Below are 20198 nucleotides of genomic sequence, written 5' to 3' on the forward strand. Positions count from 1 at the left end.
ATACAGCAATTGCTAACCCTTTACAGGCTAATTACTGTTCATACTAAAACAAACAAGAAATAATTATTAAGTAACAAGCCAATTTGCAGCTTTTTATACAAGCCTTGAGCCTAAATATTTACATACAAAAAAGCCGCTGTAGAAAGCGGCTCTTATTTCAAGTGCATAATTTTACTTTAAAACAGCCCAATCAATTACAGATTCAGCTTTTATCGGTACTACTTCAGAATCACCAAGCGTATAACTTGCAGGCACAGTCCAAGGCGACTTTTGCAATGTAATTGTATCGCTATTGCGCGCTAAACCATAAAAGTCTGGGCCGAAGTGGCTTGCAAAACCCTCAAGCTTATCTAAAGCACCTGCTTCTTCAAAAGCTTCTGCGTAAAGCTCAATAGCAGCATGAGCCGTGTAAGCTCCCGCACAACCGCACGCAGCTTCTTTCTTGTCTTTATAATGAGGCGCTGAGTCAGTACCTAAAAAGAACTTTTTACTGCCACTAATAGCTGCAGCCATAAGTGCCTGTTGATGAATGTTACGTTTTAATATTGGCAAACAGTAATAATGAGGACGGATTCCCCCTGCTAACATGTGATTACGGTTGTACAATAAATGGTGTGCAGTAATCGTTGCCGCTACATTACTCGGCGCATTATTCACAAAATCAACCGCATCTTTCGTTGTTATGTGCTCCAGTACAATTTTAAGCTCTGGAAAGTCGTTAACTACATCCCCTAAAATGGTTTCTAAAAATACTTTCTCTCTGTCAAAAATATCAATTGATGAATCAGTTACTTCACCGTGAACAAGTAAAAGCATACCAACATCTTGCATAGCACTAAGCACTGAATATATATTTTTGACAGAAGTTACGCCAGAATCAGAATTGGTTGTCGCGCCAGCAGGATAAAGTTTAGCAGCAAAGACTTTGCCTGATGCCTTAGCTTTAATTATTTCTTCAGGTGTTGTTTTATCTGTAAGATATAAAACCATCAATGGTTCGAAGTTCCCTTGTGGCTTAGCTGCCATTATACGGTCTCTGTACGCTAAAGCAGTATCAGTACAGGTTGCTGGAGGAACCAAATTTGGCATTATAATAGCACGCCCCATATAGCGGCTAATATCTCGCACCGTATCTTTAAGCTGATCACCATCGCGTAAATGCACATGCCAATCGTCAGGTCGGGTAATTGTTAACGTTGTTACAGGGGTTGTATTATTACTGGTCATTACTTCATTCCACAGCTGAATTTATGTGATCATAGGCATATGATCTTTTCGAGTAAAGATTTTATTAAAAATAATCAATGACTGATTTGCCCCATATTATTTACAGCTTTGTTAAAACGTTTATCGTTTTATTTTGTAGAAGCGTTAATATTAGGTTAACGTAGTTATGTGTGTATAAAAAGAATAAATAATTTACCTATGTCGAACGATATCGATACCTCTAAAGCGCTTGAATTAAAAACAGATCAACTCAGTATCATAAATCAGTTTTCATCAAGCCTATTACAACTCGACACATTAGATGAGCTATTTGAATATGTAACGACTCAAGTCGTGAATCGTCTTGGATTTGTTGATTGTGTTATTTACCTCGCTGATGACTCTGCGTCTAAGCTAAGCCTTGTTGCGTCTATGGGAGTCGATCGCCAAAGATACAAATACAAAGCCCAACGTAAAGTAATCAATTTTAATGAAGGTATATCAGGGTTTGTAGCAACCACAAAAAAGGCAATAATTCTGGGCGATGTCACAAAAGATAGCCGCTATATTGCAGACGAACGCCCTGCTCAATCAGAGCTTTGCGTGCCTCTAGTACATAAAGACCGTATTCTAGGTGTTATTGATTGTGAACACCCGGCTATGAACTATTTTACTAATGCGCACCTCGAAATATTAACAACAGTGGCACATCTTTTAAGCGCTAAAATAAACCAAGTCAACATGGTCAACAGCCTTCAATCGACTGTAGAACAATTGAACGATGCACAAAAGCTTGAAAACAGTCTTCTTCAAATAGCTAACTTAACCTATAAAGCCAGTGACTTAGATACATTTTTTGAATCTTTACACACTATTATTAATAGCTTATTACGAGCCGATAACTTTTTTATTGGGCTATACGATAAGCAAATCGACATTCTCGATATTGTTTACATTGTTGAAGCCGGAATACAAACAAACACACATCAAAAAATCTCCAAAGAGCAGCTTAAAGACACCGCGTCTTACTTTCTATTGCAAACAGATCAAGCCATGTTGTTAACAAAACAAGACTACATTGATCATATCGAGCAAGGTAATTTCAAATTAATTGGTCGCCAGGCTGAATCCTGGTTAGGCGTACCATTTAAAGCCAATGAACGTATGAGTGGGGTAATTGTTGTGCAAAGTTACCATGAAGCACATCATTATAATGAACACGATAGTTCACTGCTTACCTACGTGAGTAGGCAAATAAGCATGGCAATTGATAGACAGTTGGCTAGGCAGGAGCTTGAACACAAAGCTTTACATGATGGATTAACAGGGCTTGCTAATCGCTCTTTACTGATAGAAAGAATTAAGCATGCAATTTTACGCTTAACGCGTGTAAAAAAAGGCACTGTTCATGCCCTACTTTATTTAGACTTTGATCGATTTAAAAGCATTAATGACGCGCTCGGCCACGAAGTTGGCGACCATTTTTTAATTAAAATTTGTGAATTGATAAAAGGCACCGTTCGCAACACTGATACTTTCTCACGTTTGGGTGGCGACGAGTTTGCTATTTTAATGGAAAACATAACTCATCGTAATCAAGTCAAAGAAGCGCTCAACCGTATACAAGAAGCGCTCTCTCAACCAATAAATGTTGATGGCCATTTATTGCAAGCCTCAACCAGTATAGGGATTGCCTATACCGATAACGTTGACGATAAAGCCTACCTCTTATTGCAACAAGCAGATGCTGCTATGTACGAGGCTAAATCAACAGGGCGTGGGCAAGTTAAATTTTTCAACAATACAATGAGAAAAAAACTCAAAACCCACGCCGACATCGAAAATGATTTACAACTTGGTATTGAACAAAATGAATTTGAGCTCTATTTTCAGCCCATTTTTACTATTTTAGAAAGCCACGTTATTGGCTTTGAGGCACTTGTTCGTTGGCACCATCCTAAAAAAGGATTTGTTTCTCCCAATGACTTTATTCCTATCGCAGAAAAAACAGGCCAAATAATTAACCTCGATTTACATCTACTCGATTTAGCCGCACAGCATATTTCAAAATGGCATCAACAAGGACACCGTTTTTTAAAAGTCACTGTGAATGTATCATCGCGTCATTTTGCAAGCCTAGATTTTGTAGCTCAAATCCATGCTATTTATAACAAATACCAGTTGCCATTAGGGTCTTTGTGCTTAGAAATAACAGAGTCTGGATTAATAGAAAACTTAGAGCTTGCCACACAAATCATTGAAGGGCTCTCGCCGCTTAAAGTAAAACTGTGTCTTGATGATTTTGGAACAGGTTACTCTGCACTAGGCTACTTACATCAGCTGCCAATTCATATTCTGAAGATAGATAAAAGCTTTATTGACCACGTACAAGATTCAACAAACCCTCTGGTTGAGGCTATTTTGTCACTCGCTAAGTCGTTAAAACTTGAAGTTGTTGCTGAAGGCATTGAGACTATTGGACAGTTAGAAACTTTACAAGCTACGCACTGTGAATACGGACAAGGTTACTTAAAATCAAAGCCAGTTACCGCACATGAAGCTATATTACTAATTAATAAACCACTTTAGCCTCAATACATAATATCACCGATAGATATTAAGCCTAGCAGCTAGGTGATGTAGGTCTTTATGTATTAAAGCTTGTTCAAGCTAGAGGACCTTTGGGGTTTGAAACCTAGCGGGCTCGATAACTTGCCCCTGCGTTATTTTATTGGCTTACATTTATTTAAGGATAAGTAAAAGCTAAGCAAAGCTTTCGCGTCCTGTTCACGCCCCCTTTCCTTCAGCCATCTAAGCAAAAAAGCGTAAATAAACTTTAGGCAGAGCGCTTTAGGCTGAACCTGTTTGGCATTAATACTACGTTAACGCTAATTTATGGAAAACAACCACACTACATAGGCTCTGCCTTGCCAAGTACCATACAGGCTGCTGCAAATTCAACCTTGAAAGATTAACAGACCTAAAGCAGCTAAAAATTTTTTAAAACAGACACATTAACTTTTCATCATGAAGTAAATTAATACAAACAATAAAAAACCAGCTTTAATCTAGCAGTTTACGCTAAAAGTAAAATTTTTAATTAAAGAAAGTATAATTATTAGCAGCCTTTGGACGTCTAGACGTTGAAACGTTTTTTATATAGGCGTAGTATTAAATAACAATAAGTACCGCTCAATTTTTTCATGAGAATTTTTAAAGATGATTGGCATAAAACATTTAAAAACTATTGCAACTCTCAAAGAAACAGGGTCTTTAGTTAATACCGCGAGAGAATTATTTTTAACTCAGTCTGCGCTGTCGCATCAAATTAAAGATTTGGAAAACAAGCTAGACTGTCAACTGTTCGAACGTAAAACACAACCTGTTCGGTTTACCCCACAAGGAATGTTATTGCTTGAATTAGCCCATGAGATATTACCTAAAATTGAAGCCACAAAGTGCCGTTTAAAAGAAAGTTTAAATCAGCCAATTTCACAATTACGACTAAGCGTTGAATGCCATGCGTGTTTTCACTGGCTACTTCCAACAATCAAAGATTTTAATAACTTTTGGCCAGATATAAAAATTGATTATGAACGTGGTTTTAGTTACGACGCTATTCCAGATTTACTGAACGATGAATTAGACTTAGTGCTAACATCAGACATCCGTGAACCCGATAAGCTAGAGTATGCTCATTTATTCGACTTTAAGTTAAAGTTAATTGTTGCACCTGATCACGATTTAGCTAAAAAAGCGTATGTAACCGCACTTGATTTAAAAAGCGAAACCATTATTTCATACCCTATTCCGCGTGAGCGCCAAGATATATTTAAGCACTTTATTCAAAACGCCCGCTTTGACGGCACACTTAAAAATGTTGATCAAGGCTTATTAATTTTTCAGCTAGTGAGCGCTGGAATGGGAGTAGCAGCATTACCTGATTGGTTGGTTACACCATACGAAAGCCAAGGACTGATAAAATCGATTCCACTGGGTGCACTTGGTTTAACTCGCCCAATGTACTTAGCAATGAAAAAAGACATGAAAGACAACCCCGTATATCGTCACTTTTTAAATACATGCAAACTAAATAACGGTCGATAAATCATTCATTAGTGAGTAACATTACTTTAATTATTGCTTTTATGTTGCTCATTATGTTCGCTTTAAAAAAGTTAGTTGGTAGCTTGCTTATGCCACTCCCTTTGCTTGGTCTTTTTACACTTCTCGCTTTGTTTTCAGCATTCAAAGGCCGCAAATTTTCTCTAGTAATTGCATGTTTAGGTCTTTCAACATTGTTGGCAATAAGTACACCGTTTGTTGCTAACCTGATTTTAAAAAACAACGAGCCAGCAACTCTTTCTTTTCACCCATCAAAACATCCAGAATTAGACAAGATTGTTGTGCTGGGCTGCGATATAAATCCCAATCCTGCATTAAGTGCCAATAATCAATTAGGTAATTGCGCACTTACCCGTCTGGTTGAAGGGGTCAAATTGGCCAAACACTACCCAAAATCGCAGCTTATTGTTTCTGGCGGCGGTTATGAGAATATTACTAACAGCAGTTTAATGTATCAAACTGCCATTGACTTAGGCATCGATAAAAATAGGCTTATACAAAATCCATATGCCATGGACACAGCACAAGAAGCTGCGCTGCTTGCGCCAAAATTAGTTGATTTTAAAGTAGCGTTAGTAACTTCGGTATTGCATATGCCCAGAGCCCAAAACTTGTTTTCAGTACAAGGTGTAACAAGCATTCCTGCAGCAACTGACTTTCACAATTTTGCCGCGTTTCCTCTTCATAAACAGTTTGTTCCAAATGCTCAAGCATTACTAGCTGTAACGCAATACTGCCATGAAATGATAGGAACTGCGTGGATAGCAGTACGTCGATGGTTAGACCCTGAAGCACTTTAAATACCGTGCTATCGGGCAGCTTTTAACGCGAAAGTTTGACTGGCTTGCGCTTAATGCTTGCCGTTTGAGAGAAGCAAACTCAAATATCAATACAGTAATTATGTGAGTAACGTCTTAGCTAGATTTATTTTCAAACACTAACGTTATTTCACTTTTGCAGTGCTTACTAATGAGTGTTTAGTCCAAAGCCGATAAAATACGACTAAAAACACGCCTAGCAGTAATATACTCAGCGCAGTTAAGTTCTCTACACCTAAAGACTCAAAAGCTGCTCCAAAAGTATACCCTCCACCGACTAAAATAGTGACCCATAAAAAAGCTGAACAGGCATTTAAGGTGCTAAATAGGCGCCAAGATATGTTGGTTAACCCTATCGGGAGTGCCCCTATTGTGCGCAAACCTTTGGGGTATCGGTATAAAAATATGTAAGCCAGGCCATAACGATTTGCGAGCGCGCTTGCTGTTTTAAATAGCTGACCTATTTTGTTTGGTTTTTCTAGCCATGAAGTACCGTAGGCTCTTGCTAGGGCAAACCGTATTTCATCACCCACGTAGCCGCCCATAAAAGTAGCTACAATAACTAAATTAATATCAAGCGCACCTGTGTGAGCAGCGTAGCCTGCAAATAAAGGCAGCCAGCCACTTTTCAATGCACAATAGCCAAAGAGTAACAGATAAACAAATAAGCCGTACTGCTCGAGTAGAGCCAAAACCCCTTCCATTATTATCCTTATAAAGTCATTTTTTATAAAACCAGTGATATATAACGAATTGGGTAATTTAAAAGATCGTTATTAGGAGTAAAACAGCTTAACTTATAACAGAGCCATTTAATTGGCCGATGTTCAAATAACGTATGTGTAAAGCCGAAACAGCGTCGAGGCTCTACTCACACCAGTTTTAAAAAAATAGATAGAGTTTGCTAGAACAGCACTAGCAAACTATTGAACCATTCTTGTTTTAGTTTACACAGGGTTATCAATATCAATAAAACTCACTTCAAAACCGTACTCCTTGGCAAGCAGCTCTCCCAGTGCTTTGATACCGTAGCGCTCAGTTGCATGATGCCCTGCTGCAAAAAAATCAATATTTTGTTCTCGTGAACTATGAATAGTTTGCTCTGACGCTTCACCTGTTAAATATGCATCAATACCTTGCTCAGCAGCTAAATCAATATAACCTTGGCCACCACCAGTACACAGCGCAATGGTGTGTATTTTACTTGTGCGAACTAAGCTAGTCAGTGGTGCTCGGTTAAGCACCTTAGCTATTTTAGCTGCAAATTCATCTCCGTTGAGTGGTGTTTTAAGGTATCCTTTCATTGCAACACTGTTAGCCACAGGTTCAAGGCCTGTTTGTATTTCAATATCTAATAATTTTGCAAGTTGCGCGTTATTACCAATCTCTGGGTGAATATCTAAAGGAAGATGATACGCAAATAAATTAATGTCGTTAGCCAATAAAGCGCCTATTCTTCGCTTTTTCATTCCGGTAATAGGCTGAGACTCACCTTTCCAAAAATAACCATGATGAACCAAAACAGCGTCTGCTTGTTCATCAATTGCAGCGTCAATTAAAGCTTGGCTTGCTGTCACTCCGGTAACAATTTTTTTAATTTCATTTTTACCCTCGACTTGTAGCCCATTTGGGCAAAAATCTTTAATACTATGAGGCTTTAAAATATCATTTAATAACTGGTTAAATTCTTGACGTTGCATATGTGTAACCTTACTTTGCACTGAATTTTGTGCAAATTTTGGCGTTTATTGCTTAAAAATGGAAGGAAAATCGCAAAAAATTGAAAAACTGATTCAAAATAGGTATAAATACCTTCTCTTTATCTGTGTTCACAACGTATAGGGTCTCTGATGAGCAAACTAGACAAAACAGAAGTACTATCTGCCTTTGAAGCAGCGTATGAAGCTGCCAATGGTAAAAAACCTGAAATTACAACTAAACCAGGCTGGTACAGCATCGATGGCGGAAAAAACTTGCGCCTAGCTGACGTAGCTGAGCTAACTAAAGAATTAAGCAGTGGTAAAGCCACACCGGCAGCTGCTGACAAAGCGCCCGCTAAAAAAACTAAAACCAAAAAAGCTGCGCCTGTTACTGCTCAGAAAAAAGCGCCGTTCACTGTTGTTACACAAAGTGAAGAAGGTTACACCGCTGAAGAATTGTGGATTGTAATCCTAGCGCGTAAAGATCATGACTGTCGCCTACCGCGCGGTGTTGTTTAATCAACATTAATGATTTTAAAAGAAACCGCGTTAAGCGGTTTTTTTATGCCTGCTCTTTGCAATACCAATTCGCTTAATTAAATGAACTATTTTGAGGCTGGAAAAACGTGTTAATAGCAAGGCGAAATTTGCTATTCACTTGCTTTAAATGAGAATTTTCACGCAGGTAGCGACACGTTTAGCACCGCAAAATGATAAAATATTATTACAGATTGGTATAATACATAAAATAAAAAAGCGGCATTAAAGCCGCTTTTCAACAAAGTTAATTTGAGTTGTTACTTTTCAAAATAAAGCGGTTGGCGTGCTTTTTTACCGACTTCATTCATCGTTTCTGCATTAAATAAACGGCCATTAATCATTGTATACTCGACTTTATCAGAGCTGCGAATATCAATTAACGGATCGCCATCAATTACCATTAAGTCAGCCAGTTTACCTACTTCAAGTGAACCTATGTCTTTATTCAGGCCTAAATATTTAGCTGGATCGAGTGTTGATGCGCGTATGGCCTCAAGAGGCGTCATACCGCCTTGGGCAAACATCCACATCTCCCAGTGTGCACCTAACCCTTCACGTTGGCCGTGAGCACCCAAGTTAACTAATACACCTAAGTCTTGTAGCTCAGCCGACACACGTGCGTTGTTAAAATGATTGTAGTGGTGATCGGGTGCTTTAACACGACGCATAGAACGCGGTAACAGCTGATTTTTAGGTACAAATTTACTTAAACGTGGATGGTTCCACACGTCAGTTTTATCATACCAATAGTTTTCACCCCATATGCCACCATAGGCAACAACAAGCGTTGGTGTATAGCCCACATCACTTTGCGACCATAGTTGTTTAATATCATCGTATATGTTTTCTACAGGAATTGAATGTTCAATACCTGTGTGTCCATCAACAACCATACTCAAATTGTGCTGTAATAACGAGCCGCCTTCTGGCACGACCATCATTTCAAGTTCACGGCCTGCTTCAACTACTTGTTGTCGCTGCTCACGACGGGGTTGATTGTATGATTTAACACTAAACGCACCTACTTTCTTTAAACGTTCTAAGTGAAATTTAGCATCTTCTAAAGAATCAATATGCGAGGTATAACCCGGCATATTCGCCCCATACAAAATAGTACCCGTAGAAAAAATACGCGGACCAACAATCATCCCTGCTTTTTGCATTTCACTGGCAGTAAATATTTCAGTGGTGTCGTTTGAAGGGTCGTGAATAGTGGTAACACCTAAGGCTAAACCTGCAAAGTTCTTCCAGTTTTGCTGAGGAATTATCTCACTGCTACCTTGAGAACCATGAGCATGGGCATCAACAATACCCGGCATAATAGTTTTGCCAGTAACATCAACTACTTCAGCATCTTTAGGTATGTTTATCTCAGAGGCTGAGCCTACGGCTTTTATATGCTTGCCATCAGTAATTATTACACCATTTTCAATGACTTTGTCACCATCCATAGTAATAATTTTACCGCCAGTTAAAGCGAACATGCCTTTTGGCTTATTCATTTTTTTACTAAAACCGATGTTTTCGCCACTCTTTACTTTAAAATCAGCATCGCTTTTACTGTTAATCGCAAACACACCATTTAAACTCGCATGGTAAAGCTCAGGGCCTAATGACCAATAAAGTTTGCTGCTATCGGTACTCCAGCTAATACTTTCACCAGCACGAACAGATAACTGCTCTATCGGGAATTTACTGTCTTTAGGCCCAATATTTATAGCTTTTCCGCTTTCAACTAATGGGGTTACATACACTTTAAATCGCTCAGCAAAAGCGAGGTATTGCCCATCTGGCGACACTCTAAATTCAGTGGCATGCTCAGATTCATAAAGTTTTGATACTTTTTTACTTTCTAACTCAACAACACTTAACGAAGGCTTTGGCCATGGGCTCATTAAATAAACACGCTCATTATTAGCTCCAAATTGTGGTTGGTATCCACTTTTTGAAATTAATTCACTTTTGCCCCCTTTTGCGCTAACACTGTAAACACCCGGGTTTAATGACCATTTAGGATTTAAAATACTGCCACCGCTGGCTTTGCGATAAACAACCTTATTACCATTAGGGCTAAACGTTGGCTCTAGATACTTGCCAGGCTCTTGTGTAATCGTGTCGCCTCGACCACTGCGAGAAGATACAACACGAACTTGGCCTTGCTTTTCATCGTTCCACGTGGTGTAAACTATTTTTTTACCATCGCGAGAATACTGCGGAAATAATTCGAAATGATCCGTTTGTTTTGTTAAGCGCTTAATTTTTCCAGATTCTAAATCGCGTTTATAAATATAACCTAACGCTTCGAAAATAGCGGTCTCACCGTCGGGGCTTACTTGTACATTACGCAGCATTTTTACGTCAAATTCATCAGTGTCTAAATTTTGAGTAAAACGAAGTGCTGGTTGAATTTTTTTAGTGGTTTCTACTTTAAATGCAATTGGGCTGACTGATTTGTTTGTCACGTCAATGGATTGAATTTTACCGCCTGCCCAAAATACCAATTCTTTATTATCGGGTGTCCAGGCAATGGTTGGATAAACACCGTGAATTGCCCATGTTTCTTGCATATCGCGCTCGAGCTTATTGTAAAGCTGAGTATGCTCACCTGTAGTTAAATCATAAAGATACAAACTAGTTTGAAAGTCGTCCCGCTTAATATAAGCAAGCGTTTTTCCGTCAGGTGACGGGGTTGGTCTAATTGCGCCGCCCATACCGTCAATAATTGTTTCTATTTCACCTGCTTCTCGGTCATAGCGTTTAATTTTATAAATACCCGCTACAGAATCTTTTGAATAGTGAAATGTTTTACCCGGTGTAGCATCATGAGAAAAATACACATAACGCCCATCAGGTGAAAACATTGGCTCACCTAAGTCTTTTTGATCGTTCTCGCGCTTAGTGAGTTGAATGCCTTTACCACCCGCTTTATGGTATAGCCATACTTCACCAGCACCGAGAGAACGACTTGCCGTAAAGTGTTTACGGGCAACTAAAAAATCACCATCGGGGCTCCATGCTGGGCTGTTTAATAGTCTAAACGTTTCGTTAGTTACTGCACTTTGGTTTTCACCGTTTAAATCCATAACCCAAATATTGTCGCCGCCACCTTGATCTGAAGTAAACGCAATGTGTTTACCGTCGGGACTAAAGCGAGGCTGCATTTGCCATGCTATATCTGAAGTTAATTGTTTAGCAGTACCGCCACTCATTGGCATTGTGTATATATCACCAAGTAAATCAAACACAATGGTTTTTCCATCTGGGCTGATATCAATATTCATCCATGTGCCTTGCTCTACGCTAATTTTAGCGTCAACAAATTGCCCTTTAGGAGAATCTACTTGCCATTTTTTTTCATCTTTTTTATCGGTCGATTCAGCATGTACTTGCCCAAGGGCTAATGACACTGACAAAGCCAACGCCGTATGCAGCAATTTCTTCATAACTTTCTCACTTATTATTGTTGCTGTGTGTTTTAACCGATTGCAACAAAAACAACCAAAAGTTACCAGCGTTATTTGATAAAGCGCAGTTTATTACGTTTAATGCCAAGAAATAGGATCAAATTGGTAGTAGTTAACCAGCAGTCTATAAATTTCTGGATCGTAGCGTCGCAACTCTGCGGGTTTTTCGATAAAAGTTTCGGTGATCACAGCAAAAAATTCGGCCTCGTTTGTGGCGCCATAGCTATGAATAACATGAGGCATGCTATACGCTACATGACTTTTTAACTGCGTAAAGGCACGACTAAATACTCTGCCCCACTCTTTATAATCAGCCGAGCTTTTTAAAAGTGGCGTACCGGTTGTTTTACCTGTTTCCTGATCTAACTGATGAGCGAATTCATGAAACACTAAGTTGTGCCCATCACTGGGTAAACGGCTTCCTTCAAGTACATCATGCCAGCTTAATACTAGCGTACCTCCTGGCCAAGATTCACCTTGCCTCACCGTATTATGATAGCTAACTAAACCGGCACTATCACGCGTGGTTTGTGGTGCGTAGTAAGCACTTGGGTACAATAATATTTCTTTTACATTGGTATAAAGTGGCCACGGCTTATTGAGCACGAGCACACAGGCATCAGCAGCTACAATAAGTTTCATCGCAGGTGTGAGTTTTAATCCATCGCAGCCAACAAAACGTTTTTCATTTAAAAACCAAACAATATGTCGCTCAAGTTTGGCTCTGTCAGCATCGGTCATTTTTCGGTAGATAGGCATACAGCGCAGTAAAATATCTTTTTGCTGAGAGCTTAAACCCATACGTTGATACTTATTGCGCCAAAGGTAGGCTTGAATAGAAGGCCATTGCCAAAATATCACCACAAACAACACCAAAACGCTAATTAACAATCCATTTATCATGGCAACACCTTAAGCCTGCTTATGTTTCTATAAATAGGTCCAATGCTATGGGTTTTCAACAGACATAATAAATTTAACGATTCTTAGCGCTTATATTACCAACCCTAAAGACACTTAAAACTATCAATTTCAGTTTGTAATATTTTAATAAAGCGAGCGACGTGCAGGCCGTCCATTAGAGAATGATGCACATCAATAGCAAGTGGCATCGTGCCACTGTGTTTATTGTACTGGCCAAATACAAACTTAGGGATCCCTAAACTTTGCCCTTCGCTAAATGCATGTGAAAAAGCGCTAAAATTTAGCCAAGGTAAAACAGATATATGAATTAAATCAGCCTGCCCTTCTGTGTTTGCAAATGCGTCGCTAAATAGCGGGTTTGACTTAGCTTGTTTGCTTACTTTTTCGCTATGGGCTGAAAACTCTTTAAAAGAGTCCATGTAGTCAAAGTAACTAAATATAAAACACTCTTCCTCATCAAGCTCTACAACACTTGCGCGAGTGCTCGTAAGTAACCAGGGTGTTTGTTTAATAATGCGCAACATTATCGGTTCGTACGCATGGCATGCTTTTAATGTGCAATAAACATAAGCCTGAAAAAATGAAATGCGCTGCGCTTTACAATAGCTAAAGAGTGTTTTTGCATCTAGTTGAACACACACATTAAAGTAAGGCTGGGTGAAGTTTTTGAATAACTCAAAGTGTTGTTTACGAGGCCAGCTATCAAGGTCTATAGGCTGCATATTCGAAGTTAACGTCATTATACGTACCACACTTAATTAAAAATAAAGTGTACCGTTGTTTCATAAAAATAGCATTAATAACAAAAAGAAGGACGCAGTTGCGTCCCTCTTTTTTTGCAGGATTAAATTTAAAGTCCTTTTTCTATAATTTCTTGAGCGAGTTCATCTGCTATTAAGTGTGTCGACTTTTGCTCTTTTTCGCTGCGTGCAAAAATTTCTGTTAGTGTATTAAAAATACCCTCAACGTGTTTATTAGAAGCCTCAACAGTATAACCTTCTGGCGCAGTTTCGTAATAAACATTAATAATACCACCTGCGTTTATAACGTAATCTGGCGCATACAAAATGCCTTTTTCACGTATAATTTCACCATGACGAGATTGGGCTAACTGATTGTTGGCACAACCAGCAATAATGGTTGCTTTAATACGCGGTATAGTGTCATCGTTTATAGTTGCGCCTAATGCACAGGGCGCATAAACGTCTACGTCTAAGTCATAAATGTCATCAATACCAACAGCTGTTGCGCCAAAATCGTTAACAACACGATCAATTGCAACCTGATTTATATCGGTTACAAACAACTGCGCACCTGCATTGGCTAAGTGCTTACACAAGCCGTAAGCAACAGCCCCTAAACCTTGTACTGCTACTTTTATACCCGAGAAATCTTGGTGACCGCGTTGATGCTGTAGCGCAGCTTTAATACCCAAAAAAGTGCCGTATGCAGTAAAGGGAGATGGATTTCCGCTTTTGCCTTCAAGACCAAGTACGTAATTTGTTTCTTTGTTCATTAAAGCAACGTCGGCACACGTAATATTGACGTCTTCTGCTGAGTAATAACTACCATTTAAACGCTCTAATTGGCGACCAAAAGCACGAAAAAGTTGTTCTGATTTAATTTCTTTGGCGTTACCAATAATTACAGATTTGCCCCCACCAAAAGGAAGTCGCGCCACTGCATTTTTGTATGTCATGCCTTTTGATAAGCGCAAAACATCATAAACTGCGTCTTCATCTTCAGCGTAATCCCACATTCTACATCCACCAACGGCAGGGCCCAACTTGGTACTATGCACAGCAATAATTGCTTTTAAACCTGACTCTTTGTCCGAACAAAAAACTACTTGTTCATGATTATCAAATTCAACTTGATTAAACACAGCCACTAAAAATACTCCGAAAAATTAACCCGTGAGAGGGTGTACGCGCTGGAAATTGTCGAGACTTTATCACTTCAAGATGGTGTTCGCCACATATCAAGATGATAAAGCTAACAAACACCAAGCGCTTGAATTAAATAGTTAAAATATAACAAATTAACAACTAAAAAATTCAAAATAAATTATAAAACCACATGTTAAAACTAAAAAAGCATCACACCCTTCCCTTTACGTTTACGTTCGCGTCACCATGAATTTATTCGTAAAGTTTTTAATACACCCGTTATTAACACGTAAACTATTGTTATACATTGTTTTTAATTTAGCTAAACAGTTAACACACAACTGGTAAGATCTGTTTTTAGTCATTACCGGTTGATTTAAAATAAAAAAGCGAGCACATGGCTCGCTTTGAAATCTATGATAACAACTACTTTAACTTGCTATCCAGTTCAGCAATTTTAGCTTTCCAAATTGCTGGACCTTGCGTATGCGCATTTGCACCGTCGCTATCTACAGCAACCGTGACAGGCATATCTTCTACTTCAAACTCGTAAATAGCTTCCATTCCTAAATCTTCAAACGCAACTACACGCGCTTTTTTAATCGCTTTAGATACTAAGTACGCTGCACCACCTACTGCCATAAGGTAAACTGATTTATGCTCCTTGATTGATTCTACCGTTGCAGGACCGCGCTCTGCTTTACCAATCATGCCAACAATGCCGGTTTTTTCTAGCATCATATCGGTAAATTTATCCATACGTGTTGCTGTAGTTGGGCCAGCAGGGCCTACTGCTTCGTCACCCACAGCATCAACTGGGCCTACGTAGTAAATAAATTTATTATCAAAATCTACACCTTCAGGTAAACCTTCACCTGAATTGATCATATCTTGCAAGCGTTTGTGTGCTGCATCTCGGCCCGTTAAAATAGTACCTGACAGCAAAACGGTTTCGCCCATTTTCCACTCTTGAACATCATCTTTCGTCAGCGTATCTAAATTAACACGACGTGTGCCCTCGCCTACTTCAAACGTGACTTCAGGCCAATCTTCAAGCTTTGGCGCTTTTAAGTCAGCAGGACCCGACCCATCTAAAGTAAAGTGCACATGACGCGTTGCAGCACAGTTAGGGATCATAACCACAGGTTTTGATGCAGCATGCGTTGGCGCGGTTTTAATTTTTATGTCAACAACCGTTGTTAAACCACCTAAACCTTGTGCACCAATACCCAGTTTATTTGCACGTTCGAATATTTCTAGGCGCAGCTTTTCTTCTGTCGTTTCTGCTCCACGCTCCATAAGCTCGTGTATATCAACAGGATCCATCAATGACTCTTTAGCCATTACGGCTGCTTTTTCTGCTGTGCCACCAATACCTATACCCAGCATGCCTGGCGGGCACCAACCGGCACCCATTGTAGGCAATGTTTTTTCAACCCATGCTGCTACATCGTCTGATGGATTTAGCATAACCATTTTACTTTTGTTTTCAGAGCCGCCGCCTTTTGCTGCAACCATGACCTCTACTTCGCCACCAGCAACCAAGTCGATGTGAACAACTGAAGGTGTATTATCTTTTGTGTTTTTACGAGTACCAGCAGGATCTGCAACAATAGAAGCACGAAGCGGGTTATCTGGATTCAAATACGCACGACGAGTACCTTCATCAACCATTTGTTGAACTGTTAAGTCTGTTTTATCCCACTTAACATCCATACCCACTTTTACAAAACACGTAATAATACCTGTATCTTGACAAAGCGGACGCTTGCCTTCAGCCGACATGCGCGAGTTGATTAAAATTTGGGCGATGGCATCTTTGGCAGCTTTGCTTTGTTCTTTGTTATAAGCTTTTTCTAAGGCTTGAACAAAATCAAGTGGGTGGTAGAACGAAATATATTGCAATGCATCTTCAATGCTATCAATAAAGTCTTGCTGACGGATTGTACTCATAATGGTTCCTTAAGTTAGCTTTACGCTTAAGCGTAATCTATACCAAACCGGTGACGGCGGTTTGTACTGTTTTAATTACAACGTTGATTTTATACTAAACGCTGCCAAAAAAATTTGACTTATGATACCCTCCCAGCCCGTTTGGAGCCAGTTCTTATAGGGGTAGTAAATGCTAAACAATAAAAATAATTGTGTAAAATTATCAATAACACAAAACTGTATTGATGTATTTTCGCATTTTTCTCACCTGCCTCATGCCATACTCCTCGATTCAGCTGATAGCGACCATGTAAATAGTCGCTATGACATAATTGCTATAGAACCAGCACAATTGCTTGAAGTGAGCGACAACAAAACGTTCTTCAATGGTGAACCAAGTGAGCTAACCTGCTTTGAAATAATGAATATCCATTTGCGCACACTGAGTGACACAAAAGCTCCTTTTGATTTGCCGTTTAACGGCGGCTGGCTAGGTTATTTTGGCTACGACTTGGGTCGTACAATTGAAAAAATGCCAACCATAGCAGAGCAAGATATAAACTTACCGCAAATGGCTGTTGGCCTTTATTTAGATGCCCTTATTTTTGATAGACAGCAAAATACTTGGTTTTATGTTTCACAACCTGATGTTGAGAGACTTTCGCTTTACGAACACTATCTAGCATCGACTCCTAATGATGCAAAGTTTGAGTTAACGTCTGATTGGCTTTCTAATATGAGCCAAGCCCAATACACCAAAAAGTTTGCAGTAATTGAAAACTATTTAAAAAGCGGTGATTGCTATCAAATTAATTTAGCGCAGCGCTTTAAAGCCCAATATAGCGGTAACCCTTGGTCAGCGTATGTTAAATTGCGCGAGGCTAATAAAGCGCCTTTTTCAAGCTTTATTAATCATCCTGCAGGCGCTATTTTGTCTATTTCGCCTGAACGTTTTATATCAATTCAAGACAATATTGTAGAAACTAAACCAATAAAAGGGACACTTGCACGTAAAGCAGACGCTCACGAAGATAATGCACAAGCGTTAAAACTTGCAAACTCACCCAAAGACCGCGCAGAAAACGTGATGATTGTAGATTTACTTCGTAACGACTTAGGTAAAGTTGCCAAACCTGGCAGTGTAAAAGTGCCTTCTTTATTTGCAATTGAAAGTTTTCCGGCCGTTCATCATTTAGTAAGTACAGTAACCGCCGAACTTGATATGAATAAAACAGCCGTTGATCAACTCGAAGCCGCTTTTCCTGGGGGATCCATTACAGGGGCACCCAAAATACGCGCTATGGAAATTATAGAGGAGCTAGAACCCCACCAACGCAGTGTTTACTGTGGCTCTATTGGTTACTTAAGTGCCTGCGGTAATATGGATACCAGTATTACTATTCGTACCTTAGTTTGTTATGAGCAGCATATATACTGTTGGGCAGGCGGCGGAATCGTGGCTGATTCTAAAGTCGAATTGGAATACCAAGAGACATACGATAAAGTAAATAAAATTCTACCTTTATTAGAGAGTAGGTGATCTTGAATAGCGACTTCATTAAAACACGTTTTCAATTAAGCCCAACAGCTGCGCCAAATCAAATAAAAGATGCTCGAAATAAACGTGCAAGTGCTGTTATGCTGCCTATTATTGATGTAGCCGGGCATGCACATATTTTACTGTGTAAGCGCCCTACCTATCTACATCATCACCCAGGTGAGATTTGCTTACCCGGTGGTAAGTTTGAAGCGAATGACAAAACTCTTCGCACAACAGCACTACGTGAATTGAAAGAAGAATTAAACATTGCGCAAAAAGATGTCAATATCCTTGGCAATTTACCAGAGTACGCTACTTTGACTGGGTTTAGTATTCGTCCCTACGTATGTGTTTTGAATAAAAATACGCAGTGGATTAATGATCATAATGAAGTGCAAGCCAGCTTTTTACTTTCTGTAGGTGAGTTAAGTAATGAAGCTAACTGGCAACCTTTGCCATTTCAACGTTTTGGTAAAGAAATTATCCTGCAAGGATTTGTTACCCCCCACGGGTTACTATGGGGAGCAACCGCTAGCATTATAAAAAACTTTACAAAACAACTCGCCTTACCAGTTTAAATCTTCGTTAATAATAGTTACATGCTAACAATTCCGCGTTATTATGCTCGACCGTTCAAAGAGCAGCCTCGGGCTGAGTAAATTAATAAGAGACACACACTATGATCAGTGCATTTGATATGTTTAGCATTGGTATTGGCCCTTCGTCATCACACACCGTCGGCCCAATGCGCGCATCACGCTTATTTGTTAATGAACTCCATGAAAAACAGCTATTAAAAAGTGTTACCGATATAAAAGTAGAGCTATATGGATCATTAGGGCAAACAGGTATAGGCCATGGTTCTGGCAAAGCGGTTGTACTTGGCTTAGCAGGCTATGACCCAGAAACAATCGATGCCGATTTAGTCGATGATATTTTATTAACTATCGAACAAGAACAAGTTATTTATTTAAACCAAACACACAAAGCCAACTTTCCTAAGCAAGGTGCTATTGTGTTTCATCGTCGTAAAACGCTCCCAAAGCATTCTAATGCAATGGAGATTATTGCTTCAAATAATGGTGAAAAGCTTTACAGCAAAGTCTACTACTCTATCGGTGGCGGGTTTATTGTTACCGACGAAGAATTTGAAAACGAAAAACAAGCAGCGCTCGATATTAGAGAAGAAAACCCAGCACCCTACCCTTTTAGTAGCGCAAAAGAACTACTTGAAATGTGTAAAGATTCTGGCCTAAGTGTGTCAAGCTTAATGATGAAAAACGAACGCACACTTCGAACCGAAGGCGCTATAAAAGATGAGTTATTTCATATTTGGCAAGTAATGAAAGCATGTATTGAGCGCGGAATGCGTACTGAAGGAATTTTACCTGGCGGTTTAAAAGTAAAACGACGTGCCCCCAGCCTATACTTAAAACTGAATATCGAAGTGAGCAACGATCCACTCAGAGCAATGGATTGGGTCGACTTATTTGCACTTGCCGTTAATGAAGAAAATGCCGCCGGTGGACGAGTGGTAACAGCCCCCACTAATGGTGCTGCTGGCATCCTACCCGCTGTGCTTATGTATTATCACACATTTGTAAAAGAAGTAGATCGTGACATTGCCACGCGTTACTTACTAACAGCCGCTGCAATTGGTATTTTATATAAAAAGAATGCGTCTATTTCTGGCGCCGAAGTGGGTTGCCAAGGTGAAGTGGGGGTTGCTTGTTCAATGGCCGCCGGAGCATTGACTGAAATTGTGGGCGGTAATGTTGTACAAGTTGAAAACGCAGCAGAAATAGGCATGGAGCATAATCTGGGTTTGACATGTGACCCCGTCGGCGGCTTAGTGCAAGTTCCTTGTATTGAACGCAATGCGATGGGAGCGATAAAAGCTATCAATGCGTCTCGATTGGCCATTCGTGGTAGTGGCGAGCAAAAGGTATCACTTGATAAAGTAATAAAAACCATGCTTGAAACAGGTAATGATATGAAAACAAAATACAAAGAAACTGCACGAGGGGGTTTAGCCGTTAACATTATTGAGTGTTAGGCCA

15 protein-coding genes are annotated in these 20198 nt (G+C 39.5%); 7 read left to right on the top strand and 8 right to left on the bottom strand.

Features of this window, described 5'->3' with window-relative positions; all coding sequences use genetic code 11:
- Nucleotides 1–171 precede the first annotated feature (171 nt).
- On the bottom strand, nt 172–1227 hold the full coding sequence (gene pyrC, locus KZZ04_RS03975; protein ID WP_058404291.1) for a dihydroorotase: 1056 nt from the start codon (nt 1225–1227) through the stop codon (nt 172–174).
- Between the two features lie 198 nt (nt 1228–1425).
- Between pyrC and KZZ04_RS03980 the strand changes: the two genes are divergently transcribed.
- The 3 genes from KZZ04_RS03980 (at nt 1426) to KZZ04_RS03990 (ending at nt 6131) form a co-directional block, all read left to right on the top strand.
- The gene (locus tag KZZ04_RS03980) at nt 1426–3795 is read left to right on the top strand and encodes an EAL domain-containing protein (protein ID WP_219421889.1); all 2370 of its coding nucleotides are present in this window, start codon (nt 1426–1428) and stop codon (nt 3793–3795) included.
- Nucleotides 3796–4425: 630 nt separating this feature from the next.
- Nucleotides 4426–5313 carry a LysR substrate-binding domain-containing protein gene (locus KZZ04_RS03985; protein ID WP_058404289.1) on the top strand — a complete coding sequence of 296 codons (888 nt, stop codon included), beginning with the start codon at nt 4426–4428 and terminating at the stop codon, nt 5311–5313.
- 53 nt (nt 5314–5366) lie between these two features.
- Entirely contained in the window at nt 5367–6131 is a 765-nt protein-coding gene (locus KZZ04_RS03990; protein WP_257903534.1) for a YdcF family protein, read from the top strand.
- Nucleotides 6132–6274: 143 nt separating this feature from the next.
- On the opposite strand, the gene KZZ04_RS03995 is transcribed toward KZZ04_RS03990, so the two are convergent.
- Both KZZ04_RS03995 and KZZ04_RS04000 read right to left on the bottom strand, forming a co-directional pair.
- Nucleotides 6275–6853 carry a DedA family protein gene (locus tag KZZ04_RS03995; RefSeq protein WP_219421890.1) on the bottom strand — a complete coding sequence of 193 codons (579 nt, stop codon included), beginning with the start codon at nt 6851–6853 and terminating at the stop codon, nt 6275–6277.
- 243 nt (nt 6854–7096) lie between these two features.
- Nucleotides 7097–7849, bottom strand: a complete 753-nt coding sequence (locus KZZ04_RS04000) for a Nif3-like dinuclear metal center hexameric protein (protein ID WP_138530866.1) — start codon at nt 7847–7849, stop codon at nt 7097–7099.
- A gap of 150 nt (nt 7850–7999) precedes the next feature.
- Here KZZ04_RS04000 and KZZ04_RS04005 point away from each other — a divergent pair, with 150 nt between their 5' ends.
- Nucleotides 8000–8368 carry a hypothetical protein gene (locus KZZ04_RS04005; protein WP_058404286.1) on the top strand — a complete coding sequence of 123 codons (369 nt, stop codon included), beginning with the start codon at nt 8000–8002 and terminating at the stop codon, nt 8366–8368.
- 278 nt (nt 8369–8646) lie between these two features.
- Here the strand turns inward: KZZ04_RS04005 and KZZ04_RS04010 are convergent, their stop codons facing one another.
- The 5 genes from KZZ04_RS04010 to KZZ04_RS04030 all read right to left on the bottom strand — a co-directional run bounded on the left by KZZ04_RS04010 (nt 8647) and on the right by KZZ04_RS04030 (nt 16619).
- A complete protein-coding gene (locus tag KZZ04_RS04010; RefSeq protein ID WP_138530862.1) occupies nt 8647–11832 on the bottom strand; it encodes an amidohydrolase family protein in 3186 nt (1061 codons plus the stop codon).
- A 99-nt stretch (nt 11833–11931) separates the two neighbouring features.
- Entirely contained in the window at nt 11932–12756 is an 825-nt protein-coding gene (locus KZZ04_RS04015) for a M90 family metallopeptidase (protein ID WP_138530860.1), read from the bottom strand.
- A gap of 104 nt (nt 12757–12860) precedes the next feature.
- Nucleotides 12861–13499, bottom strand: a complete 639-nt coding sequence (locus KZZ04_RS04020) for a CatA-like O-acetyltransferase (RefSeq protein ID WP_138530875.1) — start codon at nt 13497–13499, stop codon at nt 12861–12863.
- 128 nt (nt 13500–13627) lie between these two features.
- Nucleotides 13628–14668: a Glu/Leu/Phe/Val dehydrogenase gene (locus KZZ04_RS04025; RefSeq protein WP_058404282.1), complete on the bottom strand. Its 1041-nt coding sequence runs from the start codon at nt 14666–14668 to the stop codon at nt 13628–13630.
- Between the two features lie 424 nt (nt 14669–15092).
- On the bottom strand, nt 15093–16619 hold the full coding sequence (locus KZZ04_RS04030; RefSeq protein WP_219421892.1) for a fumarate hydratase: 1527 nt from the start codon (nt 16617–16619) through the stop codon (nt 15093–15095).
- 169 nt (nt 16620–16788) lie between these two features.
- On the opposite strand from KZZ04_RS04030, the gene pabB reads away from it, so the two are divergent.
- The 3 genes from pabB (at nt 16789) to KZZ04_RS04045 (ending at nt 20194) form a co-directional block, all read left to right on the top strand.
- Nucleotides 16789–18138: an aminodeoxychorismate synthase component I gene (pabB, locus tag KZZ04_RS04035; protein ID WP_219421893.1), complete on the top strand. Its 1350-nt coding sequence runs from the start codon at nt 16789–16791 to the stop codon at nt 18136–18138.
- 2 nt (nt 18139–18140) lie between these two features.
- The gene (locus KZZ04_RS04040) at nt 18141–18716 is read left to right on the top strand and encodes a CoA pyrophosphatase (protein WP_138530873.1); all 576 of its coding nucleotides are present in this window, start codon (nt 18141–18143) and stop codon (nt 18714–18716) included.
- 101 nt (nt 18717–18817) lie between these two features.
- A complete protein-coding gene (locus KZZ04_RS04045; RefSeq protein ID WP_058404278.1) occupies nt 18818–20194 on the top strand; it encodes an L-serine ammonia-lyase in 1377 nt (458 codons plus the stop codon).
- Nucleotides 20195–20198 lie beyond the last annotated feature (4 nt).

Source organism: Pseudoalteromonas sp. CR1, from assembly GCF_019392235.1.
GTDB lineage: Bacteria > Pseudomonadota > Gammaproteobacteria > Enterobacterales > Alteromonadaceae > Pseudoalteromonas.